The following is a 17825-nucleotide window of genomic DNA, read 5'->3' as shown; positions in this document are numbered from 1 at the left end:
GCGCCTTGAGACCTTGCGCCCCCCTGCGCCCACCCGGGTCCACTTCGGGCGGAGTTTTTGCGACACGCCGCGCTCACACGCCCGCACCCGGCGTTTCGCATTTTCTCCGCCTGAACGGCCCGCTGGTCGGGCAGCGAGCGCCACCGAGTCGCTCTCCGAGTGGTTCTGAGCGGCACCGGCCCGTTTCCGAGCGGCCAGAGCGGCTCTGACGCGTCTCAGAGCGATTTGCCACGTCGGTTTCATCTGGGCGCGCGGTTTTCCCCCAGGCGCGCGGTATTTCGCGCGCCTGACGGAAAATCGCGCGCCAGGATTCGGCTCGCGGCCGCGCGGCGCCCGGGTCACGTCGCGGCAGAGACCAGGTCCTTCGCCGGAACGCTGCGCTTCCGCGCGATCGCCAGCGTTGTCACCGCCAGCGACCCCGCAGCCCAGAGCAGGATGCCCAGCACCGCGCCACCGCCACTCCCCCCGCTGACGACCGCCTGGAAGGCATCGAGCGCCGGCCGCACCGGCAAGACGCCGAGCAGAGAGGTGAGCACGGCAGGGACCGTTGAGATGATGCTCGTTCCAATGAGAACGAGCGCCACGATCATGGAGACGAATCGGCCGGCACCGCCGAACAGGGCCACCAGCGCCTGATTCGCCGCGCCGAAGGCGATGCCAACGAGCATCGCGATGCCCGCGAACACAAACCAGCCGCTGAGGTCGAGGCTGAGCACCGTCGACAGCACGCCAGTGACCAGCAGCCCCTGCACCGCACCGACAATTGCGAGCGGAATCCAGGCTCGCACGGCCAGCAGCGGCGACGACTTGGTCGAGCCAAGAGCCCGCGCCGGCACCGCGCGCAGCACGATCAGGCTCGCCAGGCCGCCCAGCCAGAGGGCCAGCGTGGCGTAGAACGGAACACTGCTCGTGCCAATACCCAGGCCTCCGGCATCCGTTGTCACGACAGGCTCCGCCACAACGCTGGCCAGGTGCGTGCTTTCGCTGTCGGTATATGTCGGCAACTGCGCGACAGCGCTGGCCAACCCGGCATCGAGCGATTGTGCCCCTGAGTTCACACTGGATGCGCCAGAGGCGACCGATTGTGCGCCGTCGGACACTGAATCGGCACCGGACGCAACCTCTGCTGCGGCCGAGTCGATCGTTTCGCCTGCGGCGGCAAGCGAGGTGGCAGCGGATGCCGACTGGCCGATGCCGCGGGTCACGGCCGGCATCGCGGTGGCCAGCTGCGTCGCCCCTGCGGCAACCTGGTCGGCAGCCGTGGCCAGACCGGCCGGCGACGCAACCGCCTTCAGTGCGGCCACCTCGGTAGTCGCCGCCGCGAGATCGGACTGCAGTGCGGCGCAGGCGTCTGCGATGCGCCCTGGCGCGCACACTGCCTGCGCCTTCATCGTTGCCTGCGCGAGCTGCGATTCAACCGCCGTGATTTTCTGCACGAGGGCGGCGTTGACGTCGGTGAGTGCTGTCGCCACCCCTGTCGCGCCGGCCGCGAGCTGGCTGGTCGCACTCGGCAATGATGCCGTTTGCTTCTGCAGCGTTGTGAGTCCTGCGGCCAGCTGGTCGAGCCCGCCAGAGAGCTCGTCGGTTCCAGCAGAGAGGCTCGTCGCCCCGGCCGCCAGGCTCGACGCCCCCGCAGCCAGTTCAGCTGTCCCGCTGTCGAGCGACGTGGTGCCGGCCGCCAGCGAGTCTGCCCCGCTTGCCGCCTGCCCGAGCTGGTCACCCAGGTTGTTGAAGCTCGTGTACACGTTCTCCAGGTACGTGGTCGTGAGCTGGTTGCCCGCCACGCTGGCGGCCGTCGAGGTGATGATCTGGCTGATGGCGTTGTCGACGACCGTGCTCTTGTCGCCCATGGTCACGGTGATGGTGGCCTGCTCTGCGTTGGCGGCCGGGCCGGAGAACGACGTTGCCGCGGCAGAGAAGTTCTCCGGGATCGTGATCACCGCCGCAAACCGACCGCTGGCCAGCCCCGCCTGCGCGTCCTCCGCATCGGTGATGACCCAGTTGTAGTTCATCGCGCTGTCAGCCGAGAGACCGGATGACCCCGTGGATGACCCCGCGGACGAACCGGCGGACGTCGGTGTGCTCGTCGCAGTCGGCGTTGCCGTCGCGCTCGGCGTGCTTGATGAGCCCGGCGTGCTCGAGGCACCAGGCGTGCTCGTCGAACCGGGCGCCGTCGACGCCCCGGGGCCGTCGACGAGGCCAGCGGCGAGTTGCCGTCCGAGCGGAACCGTCTGGCCGTTGATGGTGACGGGGGCATCGTTGTTGACGATGGCCGCGTTGACCCGGTCGAGACGGTCAGCCGGGTTCCACAACGACCAGATCAGGATGCCGGCCACGACGAGTGGCACCAGCACAAGTCCGATGATGCTCAGCCAATTCACTGCGCCGTTTGGTCGGGTAAAACCAAGTCGTGCAAGTGGGGTGCTCATGCGCTCACCTCTGTCGGTTGGTCGGTCGTGGATTCGCCCGTCGTCGCAACGGTGACGATCTCAGCGGTGTCTGCGCCAGGGAGAATGTCGGTGATTCTGTCGACGGAGACGGTGCCGATGGCGATGGCGAATGAGCGCCCCGCCTGGTTGGCCGCAACGCCGGCGACGACCAGCAGGTTGCCGATATCGGCCCTGGCCGCGGCATCCGTCACATGGTCGATGCCGTCGACCACGACTATGAGGGGCTTCTCGTCCAGGGCGGCTGCGACCTCGCCGACCGGATCGATGGATCGTTCGAGGGAGGCAAAAGCGACCAGCGATCGAGCGGATGCCGCGCGCACCGGCAACACGAAACCCGCCACCTTGAGGCGGCCGTCATCGGCGCGAGCGCGGCCGGACATCGTCAGAAGCAGGGCGGTCACGCTGGCTTGCTGCCCTTCAACGATGAGCGTGCCGTTCTCCGGCAGGGAGAATGCCACGTCGGAATAGAGCGGGATCCCGTCAACGGTGAGGGTGAGGCCCTCGGCGTCTGCGACGTGCCGAGAGCCTGCCTCCGGCCAGTCGCGCAGTTCGATTTCGGCGCGGAGGCCCTCGCCCTCGACGTCGAATTCCGGCAGCGCCTTGTCGAGCCAGGCCGGCATCCACCAGGCTTTCTCGCCCAGCAGCGTGAGCACGGCGGGAACCAATGTCATGCGCACCAGGAAGGCGTCGACGAAGACGCCGACGGCCAGACCGAGCGCGATGGGCTTGATGTTCGCGTCGCCCTCCGGCACGAATGACCCGAACACGCCGATCATGATGATCGCGGCCGCCGTGACGACCTTTGCCGAGCCGACGAAACCGGTGAGCACGGACTGCCTGGCCCTGCCGGTGTGCACGTAGTCTTCCCGCATCCTGGCCACGAGGAACACCTCGTAGTCCATCGCGAGGCCGAACAGGACGCCCATCAAAATGATGGGCATGAAGCTGATCACTGGGCCGATCTCTGCCACGTTGAGCGCGTCGGCCAGGAAGCCGTCCTCGAAGACGAGCGACACGACGCCGAAGGCGGCCGCCACGCTGAGCAGGTAGCCGAGTGTGGCCTTGATGGGCACGGCGATCGACCGGAACACCATGGTGAGCAGCACCAGCGACAGGCCGACCACGATCAGCCCGAACGGGATCAGCGCGCCGGCGAGTTTGTCAGACACATCGATACCGACCGCTGACACACCGGTGACCGAGAGCGAGACGCCGTACTCCTGCTCGAAGTGATCATGCTGCGACCGAATCTCGTTGACCAGCGCCTTCGTCTCTTCTGAGTCAGGCCCTCCCGTCGGAATCACCTGGACGATACCGGTGTCCCCCGACTGGTTAGGGGTGTCCAGCGGCACCGCGGCCACGCCAGGGAGCGTGGCAATCTCCGCGCCAAGGCTGTCCATCAGGCCGACGGGGTCCGTGCTCGACACGACGCTGCCCGTCACGATGAGCGGCCCGTTGAAGCCGGGTCCGAAGTACTCCGAAACGAGGTCATAGGTCACGCGTGCCTGGTCATCCTCTGGCAGCGACCCGGCGTCCGGCAGGGCAAGCCTGAGCCCGACCGCCGGGGCGGCCACGAATCCGATCACCGTGACGATGACGATGATGGTCAGCAGCGGAATCCGCGTGACGGCCCGCACCCAGCCACGGTAGAAGCGGTTCCTGGCTTTCGGCTGAGGCAGCACCTCGGCTTCAGGCCCACGCCCAGACTCACCGGATGCTGGCTCACCCTCTGCAGACTCGTTCACGGCAGTAGCGGGCCCGGCCGCAGGCGCGGCAGTGTCCGCACCAGCAGAGTCCGCACCGGCCATAGCCGCAGCGGATGCCGCCCCACCGGCATCCGCTCTCGCTTGCTCGCGCCCGCTCCCCCTGCGCTTGCGTGCGCGGCGCGGGCGCGGTGTGCGCCGGTGCTTGGGTCGCAGCCGTTCCCCTGCGAAGCCCAACAGCGCGGGAATGAGCGTGAGCGAGACGAGCACTGCGATCGCAACCCCCACAGCGGCGGCGATACCCATCGTGGTGAGAAACGGGATGCCGGCGACGCTCAACCCCACGAGCGCGATCATCACGGTGAGCCCGGCGAAGATGACGGCAGATCCGGCTGTCGCGACCGCACGGGCAGCCGATTCCCGCACATCGAGCCCGTCGCCCAGCTGTTCCTGATGTCGGGAAATGATGAAGAGCGCGTAGTCGATGCCAACGGCCAGCCCCAGCATCAGCGCGAGCACCGTGGTCGTCGAGGTGATCGGACCGAACGCGGTGGCGGCGTAGATCAGCGAGATGGAGATTCCCACCCCCAGGAACGCCGTCATCAGCGGGATGCCGGCGGCGATCAGTGAGCCGAACGTCACGATCAACACCACCAGGGCGACCGCGATGCCGATCAGCTCTGTGAGGCTCACCCCGGCCAGGCTTTGACTGAAGACCTGCCCACCCAGCGAGACCACCGCCCCTGCGGGCAGCGCCTTCTGCAGTGCTGCGGCCTCCGTCTCGAGCGCCTGCGTGGTGTCGTCCGTGATGCGGGCGACGACATCGTCCATCTGAATGCTGATCAGGGCAGCGGATGCGTCGGGGTTGACCGCGTCGGCAACGTCCGGATCGAACGGCGACGTGGCCTTCGACACCTGGTCGACCTGATTGAGCTCGGCGACGGCATCCGTTATGGCAGTGGTGATCGCCGGGTCGGTGACGGCGCCACCTGATGGTGCGACGACGATGATCTGGGCTGTCGCGCCACTCACCTGCGGAAACGTGGTCGACAGGGTGTCGAGTGCCTCCTGCGATTCAGTTCCCGGTACGGTGATCGCGTTGTCGAGGCCCTGGTTGATGAGCGCCGCTCCCCCGCCGATCAGGGCCAACACTGCAATCCAGCACCCGAGAACCAGCCATCGGGCCGCGAAGGCCCACCGACCGAGCGAATACAGCAGTGAGGACACGAGGTCTCCTCTGGCGGGAGCTGCACGTTGTCGACACGGGGTAGCGCGCGCGACGTGCTCCTAGCAAATCACCGGCATACCAGAAGATCAATCCATTCGATACACTGGTGTATCGCAATCTACTCTCTATAAGGTGTCAGGATGCAGCACGATTTGACCCCAGAGCTCGTCCAAGGTGAGAGCGCCAGAAGACGCAAGACCCGCGAGCGACTCTTGCAGGCGGCATATGAGGTGTTCGCCGAGACCGGCGTTCACGCCGCAAGCGTCGAAATGATCGCTGAGCGCGCCGGCTTCACCCGCGGCGCCTTCTACTCGAACTTCGATTCGAAAGAAGAGCTGTTCTTCGCGCTGGCCGAGCGAGAGATGCTCGCACGCTTCGACGACCTGCAGCACGGTATCGAGGAGATCCTGCCCCGCGTTGATGCGTCGGCCGGACCGAGCGCATTCACCGTGGAGGCAGTGGTCACCGAGTTCCTGAAACTGCAGATGGACGACCGCCGCTGGACCCTCATGCAGTCCGAGTTCCGGCTGAACGCCATGCGCGATGCCAGCCAGTCCAGCCGGTTCCTCGCGTATGAACGAGACTTCTGGCACCGCCTGGCCGACCAGCTCGACGCAGGGCTCGCCAGCATCGGCCTGAAGTTCATCATGGATTCAGCGGATGCCACGCGGCTCATCATCGACGTCTGCGAGTCGGCGATGCAAGAGTCGATCCTGTCCAACGACGAATCGCCGAACGTCGCCACGTCGCCGTACGCGACGCGCACACTGCCGATCATCGTGCGGGCGCTGACCGCTCCGCTCTAGCTGGCCACGCTCCATGCCAACCTCGGTGCTAGCCGACGTCGTGCAGGTGATGTGTCGGGTCGTGCACGAAGTACTGCCCGAGGGTCGTCACCGTGAAGGTTGCACCATCGCTGCGGCGTCCGAGCCGTTCACGGTCACCGACCGGCACTGCCCCGAACGCGACGGCTGCATTTTCAGCGGCCTCCGCGAGCTCGACGGACACAACCGCCGGGTCTTGCTCGTTGTACCGCTCGGCGACAGCCGTCGCATCCTGATCCCAATTGGGAAAGAGTGGGTTGTCGTCGCTGAGCATCAGGGCGAGCCGCCCGGTGAACGTGCGAAAGACATCCCGCACATGGGCGGCGTACTCGAGCGCAGACCACGTGTGGTCGTCGGGGCGCACCGCGACATCCGCTCGCTCGAGAACCGGCAGCCAGCCTGCCGCATTCGACCTGATCAGCTGCGGAATCTCGTCAAACGACACGTCGGAGGAGGCAAAACCGCACTCGGGGCAGGGGCGCTCAAGCACCCAGGTCCAATCTTTGGTGTCAGGCTCAATCGTCATGGTCCAACACTAGGGAAACGACAGCACTCGCTGCCCTCGAGATCGTGCCAAACATCGGCGAAGAACCGACAGCTCAACCTGCCGCCGGCTGGCACACCGCCGCGGCCCGCATGGCAGCGTCTGTCTGCTCTTCTGACCAAGGCAGCTCCAGCGTCGGTGCCGGCTCTTTCCCCACCGCCGGCGCCTTCGCCGCAACAGAGACCAGCCGCTCCGCGAGCGTCTCGGCAAATTCGGCACCGGCCGTTGAGTTGTTGAGTGCGACCACCACGGTCAGCCCGCTCTCCGGGTCGGCGTATGCCGCCGACATGAACCCGGGAATCGAGCCGCTGTGACCGCGCATCGGGCCGATCTGCTGCACGCCGAGCCCGTAGCCCTGCCAGGATGCCGCACTGGCACCCTCGGGGATCGTCGCCCATTGCGCATCCGCTGACGCCTGTGACAGGAGCGACCCTTCGGCGAGCGCGCGAGTCCACTGCGACAGGTCTGACACGGTGGAGACGACTCCCCCCGCCACCCAGTCCATGGAATTCGACAGTTCGGTGTCGTCGACCATGGGGTCGCAGGCGGTAGAGCCGTCGTCGTTGACCGAGGCCGAATAGCCGTGCGGACTCGGACGGGGCAGCTTGAAGTCCGTCGGCTGCGGCAGCGAGGTCTCGGTCATGCCGGCAGGGTCGAACACGTATTGGGCATACAGCGACGGCCAGTCCTGCCCTGTCGCCGCTTGCAGCGCGAGCCCGAGCATCACGAAACCGCTGTTCGAGTCTGACCAGGCCTCGCCGGGCGCGGCCGTGGGGGTGGCAGCTGCCCCCGTCGAGAGCACCTCAAGCGGCGGCCACACCCGCGTGGGGTTGTGCACGAACTGGTGCGACAACTCTCCCCGGTAGTCCGCCAGTCCCGACGTGCCCTGACAGAGCTCGCCGAGCGTGAAATCCGTCGCCCCCGGCATCCGCGTCATGTATTTGGATACCGGGTCGCTGAGCTTCACCTTGCCGGCGTCGACCAGGCTGAGCAGCACGGTGCAGGTCATGGGCTTCGTGACACCGCCGATTCGAAAATGCATATCGGCGTCCATGGGAGCCGACCCGCCGATCGTCGTTGTGCCGAGCGCCTTGACCCACTTGCCGCCCCACGGCGCCCACACCTCTGCAATGCCCCCAGAGGCGGCTGACAGCGCGATACCGTCACTCAGCGCCGTGTTCAGCTTGTCGGTGACGTCGGAGCCAAAGGCAGCCGACAGGTCACCATGGCTATCCATCGCGATGTCTTCTGGCGACGTGCACCCAGAGGCCAGCAGCCCCACAATCGCAATGATGGCTAGTGATGTGGCGCTCCGAGCGCACTTTTTCTGCAATTGCATGGCTTCCCCAAACCCGACGTACGTTCCCCTGCACTGGAGCCTACCCGCGCACGCGCCGAGCGCATCCACCCAGGGGGTGACGTTCTGGACACGAATGTGGGTCAGCCCGCCGCGCCTCAGCCCGCTGCGCCGGGACTCGTGCTGTGCGTTTTCGAACCGAACCCCGGCATCCGGTGGTCGTCAACGCGACCCAGCAAAATTCTGTTGACCGACAACGGCGAGCAGTTGGAGTTTCTCAAACGCCTCCGACCGTGGGTTCGCAGTGAGCACGAGGAGAGCCTGGCTCTGGTCTTCGGTGAATAACGCCTGGCAGTCGAGTTCGATCTGACCCAGCTCAGGATGAACAAGCGTCTTGTGGTCGGCGAAGCGCCTGGCCACATCCTGTTGTTCCCATACCTCGCTGAATTCGGGGCTCACCCTGAGCAACTCTCGCAACAGCTTCCCTGCCCGCGAGTGTGGTCCGGCCGCGCTGTATGCGACTCGCAGATTCGCGACCTGCGCCTGGCCCTGCCTGGCCCTGTCTGCTGGCGGATAGAACTCGCGCTCTGCAGGGTTGGTGAACCACCGAAAGACGCTGCTACGCGCCATGCCCGTGTACTGGGAATGATCGCCGAGAAGCGCCGCGGCCAACCTGTTCTGCGCGAGGGTCTCGCCGAGGCTGGAAAGAATGAGAGCCGGCGTCTCGTCGAGGCGATCAAGCACGCGCAGGAGTGCCGGCGCCACGTGAGCGTCGAGCGGAGTGCGTGAGGGCGCACCGCGGCCGGCGAGGCGATAGAGGTAGTCCCGCTCATCGAGGCTCATGCGCAGCGCTCTCCCGAGCGCGGCCAGCATCTGCTCAGACGGCTGCGGACCCCGCGCTTGCTCCAGCCGAACGTAGTAGTCCGTCGACATCCCGGTGAGAACGGCGACCTCATCACGGCGCAATCCGGGTACCCGTCGCCTTGGCCCCGTTGAGAGCCCGACATCCTCGGGGCGCAGCCCCTCGCGGCGAGAGCGAAGAAAATCGGCGAGGGCAGGACGGTCCATATCTCTATCATCCGTCACTACCGGGCCATGAGACAGGGAGCGGCAGTCCTACGACAACAGCTCCTCTCCCGCATGCCGATGCCGCCGCACACACTTGAGTCATGAATATCACTGGGAACACCATCTTCATCCCCGGCGCCACGTCAGGCATCGGGCTTGCCCTTGCGCTGCGCCTGCAGGATGCCGACAACACCGTCATCATCGGCGGCCGTCGCACCGACGTACTGAAGGATCTCGCCACACGGCACGGCCTGCTCACCGTGGCGATCGACACCACCGACCCGGCGTCTGTGCTTGCCGCACGCGACCAGGTGCTGGCCGAGCACGGCGACCTCAACGTCCTCATCGCCATGGCCGGCGTGATGACCATAGAGGACGTACGCGCCACCACCTTCCTGGCAGACGCTGCGCGAATTGTCGACACCAACATCAATGGGCCGCTGCGCCTGGTCGCAGCGTTCATCGAGCACCTTCAGACGCGCCCCGACGCGACCATCATGACTGTCTCCTCCGGCCTCGCCCACACTCCATTGGCGCACACCCCGACGTACAACGGGTCAAAGGCCTTCATCCACCAGTTCAGCGAGACTCTCCGGCTCCAACTCGCGGGCACCACGGTCAAGGTCATCGAGCTTGTGCCACCGGCCGTCCAAACCGAACTCATCCAGGGTGGGTCAGCGAACGAGCACTTCCTCCCCCTCGATGTCTTTGCCGACGAGGTGATGGCGCTTCTGGAATTGCAGCCTGACGCGAAGGAGATCCTCGTGGAAGCCGTGAAGTTCCTGCGATTCTCCGAGGTCGAGGGACGCTACGACGCCACCATCTCGGCGCTCAACCCGGCGGCCTAGCTAGCCCTGACCGATGTGGGCTGCGCGTGCAGTGCTCGTCATGAAGCGCTGCACGTTCTCGTCCACCATGATGTCGCTCGGGCGCAGCGGCCTCGTGAGGTACAGCCCCTCGAGGCTGGTGAGCCTGCTGAGGGCAACGTAGGTCTGCCCAGGGCTGAACGCACGCGCGCCGAGGTCGACGACGGCCCGCTCATACGTGGCTCCCTGCGACTTGTGAATCGTGACGGCCCAGGCCAAACGCAACGGAAACTGCGTGAATTCGGCCACGACGTTGCGGCTCAGCTTCTTGGTCGTGGCGTTGTAGCTGTATTTGTGCTTCTCCCAGACCGCCGGTTCGACCTCGTGGGTGTGCCCGTCAATTTCGACGTACACCGTCGAGTCGATCTTGGTCACAGTTCCGATGCTGCCGTTGACCCAGCGCACGCCACCGTCGGCCGGTGAATCATTGCGGAGGAACATCACCTGCGCGCCGACCTTGAGCTCAAGCGTCTCGTCGGCGGGGAAGGTGCGACCGCCGAAATCACCCGTGACATCCGCTTTGGCAGTGAGCGCCTTGCCGGTGAGGCGTTTCAGAGCGGATGCGTTGATCCGGTTCACCGCATCATTGCGCGTTGCGAGCGTGATGACGCCTTCGGTCGGTGCCGGGCGCGCACCCATCGAATTGAGCGCTCCGGCTATTTCAGCCGTGACCTGGCCGTGCCGCACGGCATTCAGCATGAACTTGAAGTCGGCATCGCTCTGGCGGTGCACCTGGGACAGCTCGAAGATGCGCAGTTCTGCGTCGCGCCACACCTTGGCGTCGAAGAACCACAGTGAGCGGTAGGTATCGGCGAAGTAGGCCCGTTCGTCGGCATCGCCCGGAACGGGTGCCAGCTGGTACGGGTCGCCGAACAGCACGATCTGCACGCCGCCGAACGCTTCGTTCGGACGTTGCCTGGCCTGCCTGAGGCTGCGATCGATGGCATCCATCAGGTCGGCGTTGACCATCGATACCTCATCGATGACCAGGGTGTCGATGGTGTTCAGGAGCTTCCGCACCTGGTCGTTCTGGTCGATTGGGTGATCGGCGATCACGCCGATGGGCAGACGGAAGAGCGAGTGAATGGTCTGGCCGCCCACGTTGAGCGCCGCAACGCCGGTGGGGGCTGCGATCACGATCTGTTTGCTGGTGTTCCACGAGAGGTGGTTCAGCAGCGTCGACTTGCCCGTTCCGGCCCGCCCGGTGACAAACACGTTCTGCCGGGTGCCTTCGATTGCGGCGAACACTTCTGCCTGTTCTAGCGACAACGGAAACTCAGGCACTTTGACACTCTCACTTGGGCTGGATGGGACATCCAACTGTAACCTCCCTGGCTGGTAACCGTCAGTTTGTTCCCCCACGGCACAGGCACCCAGAGGGGGATGAATAGAATGGGGCGGTGAACACTGGGGGCAATCGCAAGGCGCGCGTTCATGTGCGCACGGTTCTGGCCATTTGCCTCGTTTCGCTGCTGCTTCTCGTGGCGCTGGTGTCGGCCATCGGAGCCCTCAACCGCGACCTCTACAGCGCAGGCGGATTCGTGCGCCAGTACCTCGATGCGCTGTCGCGAAAAGACACCGTCGGCGCGCTCGCCCTCGACGGTGTTGTTCCCACGAATGCCGAACTCGAGGCAGCCGGGCTCCCCCAGGATCTCCCCGAAACCCTGCTGCGCTCCTCGGTTCTCGGCACCCTCGACGACGTCGCCCTCGTCAGCGACACCGAGACTTCTCCCGGGGTGCACACTGTCGTGTACTCATTCAGCGTTGCCGGGCAAGAATCGACCATGACATTCTCGGTCGAGAGCGCAGGCACCTTCGCCGGTGTCTTCAACAACTGGCGATTCACGAGCAGCCCGCTCGCCGTCTTGCAGGTCACCGTGTTGCACGCCTCGACATTCACGGTGAACGACCTCACCCTCGACACTCGCGCCCGTGACGAAGCGGATGCGCCGGCCACGTTCTCCAACCAGGCGGCATACCTCGCATTCGCACCAGCCACGTACACGCTCGACCACGCCTCGACGCTGCTCGGGTCTGAACAGGTCGTCACCAGGGTCACGCAGGCCGGACCTGTCGATGTGATCCTCGACGCACAACCAAACGCGAACATGATCACGCAGGTTCAGGCTGAGCTAGACAAGTACCTGGACGAGTGCGCCACCCAGGAGGTGCTGCAGCCCTCGAACTGTCCGTTCGGCATTGAGATCAACGACCGCGTCGCCGACCTCCCCACGTGGAGCATCGTCGACTACCCGCCCGTCGCGCTGACCGCCGGAGAGACGACGTTCGACATGCCGTCCACGCCGGGCGTTGCCCACGTCTCCGTCACAGTTCAGTCACTGTTCGACGGCGACATCAGCACCAGGGACGAAGACGTCGACTTCCAAGTGAGCCTGAGCGTGACCATCAACGCGGATGGCTCACTGGCCATCCAGTTGCACTAGCGCCGTTCCCCGCTGGTCGAGGGCGAGCGCCAGCGAGCGTCTCGAGACCCTTCGCGCTGATTTCGAGACGCGTGCTCCTTCGTCGCGCGCTCCTCAATCACCGGTTGCCGCTGGTCGAAGAGGCCGGCCACGGCCGTCTCGAGACCGTTGGATCCGGCGCTACTTGTCGTGCGCCGCCAGCTTGGCGAGGCGCGCGTTGTACTCGGCGAGTTCGGCTTCGCCGGTGCGCTCGGCATTGCGGTCGCGACGGCGGGTTTCCTTCTCGTCGCTTCGACTCCACTGGATGGCCACCGTGATCGCCAGCGCGATGGTGGGCAGCTCGCCAATGCTCCAGGCGATCCCTCCCCCGTTCTGCTGGTCGACCAGCGGGCTCACGCCCCACGTGCGTCCCATTGCCCCGTACCAGTCGGCGAGGAAGAGCCCGGTACCGGTCATGATCGCCAGGCCGAAGAACGCGTGGAACGCCATCGTGCCGAGCAGCAGCAATAAGCGGAACGGGTACGGCAGGCGATACGGCACAGGGTCGATCCCGATGAGGGACTGCACGAACAGGTAACCGGTGATCAGGAAGTGAATGATCATCCACTGGTGACCGATGTGGTCGGTCGTCGACCAGCTGAACAGCGAGGAGTAGTAGAAGATCCAGAGCGAGCCGGCGAAAAGCAGGGCGGCAACAATCGGGTTGGCCAGGAATCCGGCCGGCTTCGAGTGCACGGCGAGCAGTACCCACTCGCGCACTCCCCTGCTGCCGTCCTTGCGCATCCGCACGGCACGCGCAATGAGCGTCACTGGAGCACCGGGTACCAGCAGCACGGGAACCAGCATGGTGAGCACCATGTGCATGAGCATGTGCGTTGAGAACAGGTACTTCTCGTATACGCTCACGCCACCGTTGGTGATGTAGAACAGTGTGAGCATGCCGAGAACCCAGAGCACCGTGCGGTAGATCGGCCACTTGTCGCCGCGACGACGCAGACGCATCACGCCGGCGATGTAGAAGAAGATACCGAAGCCGCAGAACAGGATCCAGGCGACATCGAAGTTCCAGGTGGTGAAGTACTGGGAGAACGTGAGTTCTGGCGGCAGCAGCTCCCCCGTGAGCAGCTGCGCAGGGGTAGAAGTCGGCACCTCTGTTGCCACGGTCTGGGCAACAGGCGTTGCCGTTCGTGCCAGGGCTGCAGCGACCCCGGATGCCAGTCCCATGAAGGCGAGTTCGGCCGTGACCAGCCACCAGAACCACCGCCCTGCCGGGTTCGCGCTCTTCTGCATCCGGTCAATGAAGAAGCGGCGCTGCATGACTCCGAAGGCGCCGAGCACGATGAGTGCGACCACCTTGACCAGCACGAGGATGCCGTATGGCGTCAGCAGCCTGTCGAGCGTGCCGATACGCAGCTCTGCACTCACATAACCGGATGCCGCCACCACGACGAAACAGACGAGGGCCAGCGTCGAATAGCGTCCGATGATGACGGTGATGCGACCGGCTGCAAGCTGGTTGCGCACCACGACGATGGTGAGGAGGCCGCCCAGCCATACGGCGGCGAAGGCCAGGTGCAGGCCGAGGGACGTGATGGCCGCGTCGTGGCCTGCTGCGCCGGCGGAGTGGCCCTGCTGGGCCATGGGCACCAGAGCGCCGACAGCCAGCACAGTGACGAACACCAGGGCCGTCTGGTTGCGTACGGCGAAGCACAGCACGGTGACGGCGGCTGCGATGAGGGTGGTGATCAGCCACGCCTGCCCGAGGGCGATGTCGGTGATGAACTGTCCGAGGGTTGCGCTGAACCGGTCGTCGAAGCTGAGCGGCACGTTCGTGACCTGCAGGAACGTGATGAAGCCGGTGGCAGCCGATGCCACGGTGAAGAACGCGGCGGATGCGGCAGCAAAGTCGAGCGCGGCATTGAACTCCCGCTCACGTGGACTCAGCGCGAAGCAGGTGAGGGCCAGGGCGCCGATCGTGCCCGCTGCACCGAGGTTGACGAACAGTTTGGCGATGGGGAGTCCCCATCGCACCATGGGCCCTGGATCTGACAGGAGCTGCGGAGCTGCTCCCCCGCCGTACGCAAGGCCGATGATCGTCGCAAGAACCGCGACGAGCAGCAGGATGCTGGGGCCGATGATGCGTACTGAACGGGACACTACCCAAGCTTAACTGCCGTGGTGACTGCTCCGAACCGCCCTGCGCTTTCGCGGGCTGGGATTGCGTTCGGGCATGAAGAAAGGGCGCCGACCGAAGTCGACGCCCTCTTCTAAGCAGAAAGACTACTTAGCGGCAGCCTTGAGCTTGCTACCAGCGGTCAGCTTGACGCGGTGGCCGGCAGCGATCTTGATCTCTTCGCCGGTCTGCGGGTTGCGGCCGGTGCGAGCAGCGGTTGCGGTGCGCTCGACGCCGAGCCAGCCCGGGATGGTGACCTTGCCGTCGTTTGCAACGGTGTCGGCGAGGGTCGCGAAGAAAGCGTTCAGAACGCCATCGACGGAAGCCTGGCTCTGACCGGACGCCGCGGCAACGGCGGCAACGAGCTCGGTCTTGTTCAGCGACTTGTCAGCCATTGAGTGTCCTCCTCGGACCTTGGTCTGTAAAAACAGCAATTTCAGTGTTCCAGTGCGACTCAAAGAACCGCACTGTTGGTCGGTTCGACCGCGTTGAATCTAGCAGAAATCCATGAAGTTCCGCGTATTTACGCGACTTAAGACGCTTTTAGCCCGGCGAGTCGCGCCGTTTTCGCTCTGCGCGGAACTCTATGGGCAAAACCGCGAGAAAACAGGGGGAAAGCAAAAGGGGATGTCGACTCGAAAGTCGACATCCCCTAGAGGCAAGTTTCAGCTAAGAATTACCAGCTGGACTTGGTGATACCGGGCAGTTCACCCTTGTGTGCCATGTCGCGGAAGCGAACACGTGAGATACCGAACTTGCTGAGGTGTCCACGGGGACGGCCGTCAACAGCGTCGCGGTTGCGCACGCGCACCGGCGAAGCGTTGCGGGGAAGCTTCTGCAGGCCGAGGCGTGCAGCTTCGCGGGACTCGTCGGTTCCGGCCGGGTCAACGAGAGCCTTCTTCAGCTCAAGGCGCTTAGCGGCGTAACGCTCTACGATCACCTTGCGCTGCTCGTTCTTGGCAATCATGCTCTTCTTCGCCATGTTTAGCGCTCCTCGCGGAAGTCAACGTGCTTGCGCACTACGGGATCGTACTTCTTCAGCACGAGACGGTCGGGGTTGTTGCGACGGTTCTTCTTGGTGACATAGGTGTAACCCGTGCCGGCCGTCGAACGAAGCTTGATGATCGGACGTACGTCCTGAGCCTTAGCCATTAGATTTTCTCCCCACGTGCGAGCAGGTCCTTGACGACCGACTCGATGCCACGGGCGTCAATGACCTTGATTCCCTTAGCTGAAAGCTGCAGCGTGACGCTGCGGCGAAGCGACGGCACAAAGTACGTCTTCTTCTGGATGTTCGGGTCGAAGCGACGCTTGGTGCGTCGGTGCGAGTGTGAGATGTTGTGCCCAAAGCCGGGAATGGCTCCGGTCACCTGGCAAGTTGCTGCCATGGTCTTCCTCCAATTACCGAAGGGCGAATGCCCTTCCCAAGATCTCTTGTCGGCGAACACGAAGCCACTCACTTCACAAAGCACAGCTTTGAAAAGGGATTGGTTTGCGAGCCCGCAATGCGCGCACAGATATGCACAGCAGGGATCAACATTACGCAATCCGGGCGTGTCGCGCAAGTTGTGGGCTGCCGGCGCTACTCCGATGCGGCTGCCGTCGTCTCCGGCAGCGTTTCCTGTTGAATATCGTCGAGCTTCCGGGGCCGGGGGATGGCGAGAGTGGCGAGCAGTCCGACAATGAGCGCGCCAGACGCGGCGAACGCAACGATCTTGGAGGCGTCGACGAGGGCATCCGCTGCCGCCGTGCCCTGATCTGTCGTGCGAGGGTTGAGCTTCAGGTCGGGAATGACTGATCCATCGGATGCCGTCACAGAGTCGGTGATCTCGGTCACCTCTGCCGCGCTCAGGTTTTGGTCCTCAAGGGACTGCCTGGTCGACGAGCCGAGCACCGCGAGCAGGATCGCTCCCATAATCGCAATGCCGAACGCCGAACCGATCTGCCGCGCCGTCGACTGGGCACCGGATGCCTGGCCAGATTCCGATGCGGGAATCTCACTCAGCACGATGTTGGTCAGTTGCGAGCTCGTCATTCCGGTGCCGATGCCGTACAGGAAGAGCCAGGCGGCGATACCCCAGCCGGAGATATCCGCAGAGAGGCTGAGCCCGAGCCCAAACAGCGCCACCGCCTCGATCGCGACACCGATGCGCACGATGGTGCGGGCGCTGAGGTGATGGGCGATGTTCGGCACGAACGCCGAAATCAGGAAGGTGCCGATGGCGAGGGCGAAGATCAGCCATCCAGTGCCGAGGGCGGTGAACCCGAGAGCGTTCTGCAGCAACAGGGGGAGCACGAACAAGAGCCCGTACTCGCCGAGCGCAATGATGAGGGCCGTGATGGCACCGAAGCGGAACGTCTTGATGCGGAAGAGAGCGAGGTCGAGCAGCACCGTCTTGCCCGCCTTCCTGCGGGAACGTTCGACGAAGACGAAGCCGATCAGGGCGACGATTCCGATGAGGAATGCGAAGGGAACCGGGGAAACCGCGCCGTCTTTCTGCACCCACCAGCCGTAGAACTGGCCTTGAATCAGTCCGAACACGAGTGCGCCCATACCGATGGCAGACAGGATGGCGCCGACGTAGTCAAGCCCGTGCGCTCCCTCCTCTGAGTTCTCCGGCAAGAAGCGGAACGCGCCGATGATCACAAGGATGGCGAACGGGATGTTCAACCAGAACGCCCAGCGCCAGGTCACATCGGTGGCGAGCCAGCCGCCCACGAGCGGCCCGACGGCCGCCATGCCGCCGATCACGGCCCCGTAGGTGGCGAAAGCAATGGAGCGGTCGCGGCCGACGAACATCACGTTCAACGTCGACAGGGCCGTCGGCATCACCATCGCTGCGCCGATGCCTTCGATCAATCGGGCGGTGATCAGCATGTTTCCACTCACCGACGCACCCGCAAGCACCGATCCGATGAAGAAGACAACCATGCCGACGATGAAGATCTTGCGGCGCCCATAGAGGTCGCCGATGCGGCCGACGGTGAGCAGGAGGCCTGCGAAGACGAGCGAATAGATCGCCGTCATCCACTCCACCTGCGCGGAGGTCATCGAGAGATCGCGCAGCACCACCGGGGTGGCCACGTTCGCGATGGTGGCATCCATGATGACCAGCGCGACGCCGACAACGATCGTGTAGAGGGCAGGAAGGCGACTGGGATCAAGTCGCCTGGCGGAGCGGCCTTTGGCCTTCCTGGCCGGTTTGCCGGCCGATTTCGGCTGTGCAGCTGAGTTTTCCATCTCTCACG

The 17825-nt window shown here is 64.8% G+C and carries 15 protein-coding genes; 3 read left to right on the top strand and 12 right to left on the bottom strand.

The window, feature by feature from the left end; translation table 11 throughout:
* Positions 1-338: 338 nt before the first annotated feature.
* Together AC25Z0_RS15790 and AC25Z0_RS15785 are read right to left on the bottom strand one after the other, a co-directional pair.
* A complete protein-coding gene (locus AC25Z0_RS15790) occupies positions 339-2429 on the bottom strand; it encodes a YhgE/Pip domain-containing protein (protein ID WP_488133806.1) in 2091 nt (696 codons plus the stop codon).
* Positions 2426-5380: an MMPL family transporter gene (locus AC25Z0_RS15785; RefSeq protein ID WP_488133805.1), complete on the bottom strand. Its 2955-nt coding sequence runs from the start codon at positions 5378-5380 to the stop codon at positions 2426-2428. Before AC25Z0_RS15785 ends, AC25Z0_RS15790 begins: the two co-directional genes overlap by 4 nt.
* Positions 5381-5521: 141 nt before the next feature.
* Here AC25Z0_RS15785 and AC25Z0_RS15780 point away from each other — a divergent pair, with 141 nt between their 5' ends.
* The gene (locus tag AC25Z0_RS15780) at positions 5522-6187 is read left to right on the top strand and encodes a TetR/AcrR family transcriptional regulator (RefSeq protein WP_488133804.1); all 666 of its coding nucleotides are present in this window, start codon (positions 5522-5524) and stop codon (positions 6185-6187) included.
* Positions 6188-6215: 28 nt separating this feature from the next.
* On the opposite strand, the gene AC25Z0_RS15775 is transcribed toward AC25Z0_RS15780, so the two are convergent.
* From AC25Z0_RS15775 to AC25Z0_RS15765, 3 genes are all read right to left on the bottom strand, one after another.
* Positions 6216-6731 carry a DinB family protein gene (locus tag AC25Z0_RS15775; protein WP_488121042.1) on the bottom strand — a complete coding sequence of 172 codons (516 nt, stop codon included), beginning with the start codon at positions 6729-6731 and terminating at the stop codon, positions 6216-6218.
* 73 nt (positions 6732-6804) lie between these two features.
* The gene (locus tag AC25Z0_RS15770) at positions 6805-8088 is read right to left on the bottom strand and encodes a serine hydrolase domain-containing protein (RefSeq protein WP_488133803.1); all 1284 of its coding nucleotides are present in this window, start codon (positions 8086-8088) and stop codon (positions 6805-6807) included.
* Positions 8089-8268: 180 nt separating this feature from the next.
* Positions 8269-9114 (bottom strand): helix-turn-helix transcriptional regulator, encoded by an 846-nt coding sequence (locus AC25Z0_RS15765; RefSeq protein ID WP_488133802.1) that lies wholly within the window; start codon positions 9112-9114, stop codon positions 8269-8271.
* 101 nt (positions 9115-9215) lie between these two features.
* On the opposite strand from AC25Z0_RS15765, the gene AC25Z0_RS15760 reads away from it, so the two are divergent.
* Positions 9216-9962 (top strand): SDR family oxidoreductase, encoded by a 747-nt coding sequence (locus AC25Z0_RS15760; protein WP_488133801.1) that lies wholly within the window; start codon positions 9216-9218, stop codon positions 9960-9962.
* Here AC25Z0_RS15760 and AC25Z0_RS15755 read toward each other — a convergent pair whose 3' ends face one another.
* A complete protein-coding gene (locus AC25Z0_RS15755; RefSeq protein ID WP_488133800.1) occupies positions 9963-11264 on the bottom strand; it encodes an ATP-dependent DNA helicase in 1302 nt (433 codons plus the stop codon).
* Positions 11265-11380: 116 nt separating this feature from the next.
* On the opposite strand from AC25Z0_RS15755, the gene AC25Z0_RS15750 reads away from it, so the two are divergent.
* The gene (locus AC25Z0_RS15750; protein ID WP_488133799.1) at positions 11381-12424 is read left to right on the top strand and encodes a hypothetical protein; all 1044 of its coding nucleotides are present in this window, start codon (positions 11381-11383) and stop codon (positions 12422-12424) included.
* Between the two features lie 159 nt (positions 12425-12583).
* On the opposite strand, the gene AC25Z0_RS15745 is transcribed toward AC25Z0_RS15750, so the two are convergent.
* From AC25Z0_RS15745 to AC25Z0_RS15720, 6 genes are all read right to left on the bottom strand, one after another.
* Positions 12584-14560: a bifunctional copper resistance protein CopD/cytochrome c oxidase assembly protein gene (locus tag AC25Z0_RS15745; protein ID WP_488133798.1), complete on the bottom strand. Its 1977-nt coding sequence runs from the start codon at positions 14558-14560 to the stop codon at positions 12584-12586.
* A gap of 123 nt (positions 14561-14683) precedes the next feature.
* The gene (locus AC25Z0_RS15740; RefSeq protein ID WP_414804623.1) at positions 14684-14971 is read right to left on the bottom strand and encodes an HU family DNA-binding protein; all 288 of its coding nucleotides are present in this window, start codon (positions 14969-14971) and stop codon (positions 14684-14686) included.
* A gap of 281 nt (positions 14972-15252) precedes the next feature.
* Entirely contained in the window at positions 15253-15558 is a 306-nt protein-coding gene (gene rpsN / locus AC25Z0_RS15735) for a 30S ribosomal protein S14 (RefSeq protein ID WP_488121035.1), read from the bottom strand.
* A 2-nt stretch (positions 15559-15560) separates the two neighbouring features.
* Positions 15561-15728: a 50S ribosomal protein L33 gene (rpmG, locus tag AC25Z0_RS15730; protein ID WP_066598602.1), complete on the bottom strand. Its 168-nt coding sequence runs from the start codon at positions 15726-15728 to the stop codon at positions 15561-15563.
* Positions 15728-15964, bottom strand: coding sequence for a 50S ribosomal protein L28 (gene rpmB, locus AC25Z0_RS15725; RefSeq protein ID WP_414804621.1), 237 nt, complete (start codon positions 15962-15964; stop codon positions 15728-15730). Before rpmB ends, rpmG begins: the two co-directional genes overlap by 1 nt.
* 194 nt (positions 15965-16158) lie before the next feature.
* The gene (locus AC25Z0_RS15720; protein WP_488133797.1) at positions 16159-17817 is read right to left on the bottom strand and encodes a DHA2 family efflux MFS transporter permease subunit; all 1659 of its coding nucleotides are present in this window, start codon (positions 17815-17817) and stop codon (positions 16159-16161) included.
* Positions 17818-17825: the final 8 nt, after the last annotated feature.

The sequence above is a fragment of the Leifsonia sp. Y862 genome (assembly GCF_057669585.1).
Note: the sequence above shows the minus strand (reverse complement) of the source record. Positions and strands in the feature narration are given on the sequence as shown.

What these genes read in the sequence shown, in the direction of transcription:
- AC25Z0_RS15765 (WP_488133802.1), bottom strand. Translation starts at nt 9,114, where the DNA reads ATGGACCGTCCTGCCCTCGCCGATTTTCTTCGCTCTCGCCGCGAGGGG.
- AC25Z0_RS15770 (WP_488133803.1), bottom strand. Translation starts at nt 8,088, where the DNA reads ATGCAATTGCAGAAAAAGTGCGCTCGGAGCGCCACATCACTAGCCATC.
- AC25Z0_RS15790 (WP_488133806.1), bottom strand. Translation starts at nt 2,429, where the DNA reads ATGAGCACCCCACTTGCACGACTTGGTTTTACCCGACCAAACGGCGCA.
- rpmG (WP_066598602.1), bottom strand. Translation starts at nt 15,728, where the DNA reads ATGGCTAAGGCTCAGGACGTACGTCCGATCATCAAGCTTCGTTCGACG.
- rpsN (WP_488121035.1), bottom strand. Translation starts at nt 15,558, where the DNA reads ATGGCGAAGAAGAGCATGATTGCCAAGAACGAGCAGCGCAAGGTGATC.
- AC25Z0_RS15775 (WP_488121042.1), bottom strand. Translation starts at nt 6,731, where the DNA reads ATGACGATTGAGCCTGACACCAAAGATTGGACCTGGGTGCTTGAGCGC.
- AC25Z0_RS15780 (WP_488133804.1), top strand. Translation starts at nt 5,522, where the DNA reads ATGCAGCACGATTTGACCCCAGAGCTCGTCCAAGGTGAGAGCGCCAGA.
- AC25Z0_RS15760 (WP_488133801.1), top strand. Translation starts at nt 9,216, where the DNA reads ATGAATATCACTGGGAACACCATCTTCATCCCCGGCGCCACGTCAGGC.
- AC25Z0_RS15720 (WP_488133797.1), bottom strand. Translation starts at nt 17,817, where the DNA reads ATGGAAAACTCAGCTGCACAGCCGAAATCGGCCGGCAAACCGGCCAGG.
- rpmB (WP_414804621.1), bottom strand. Translation starts at nt 15,964, where the DNA reads ATGGCAGCAACTTGCCAGGTGACCGGAGCCATTCCCGGCTTTGGGCAC.
- AC25Z0_RS15740 (WP_414804623.1), bottom strand. Translation starts at nt 14,971, where the DNA reads ATGGCTGACAAGTCGCTGAACAAGACCGAGCTCGTTGCCGCCGTTGCC.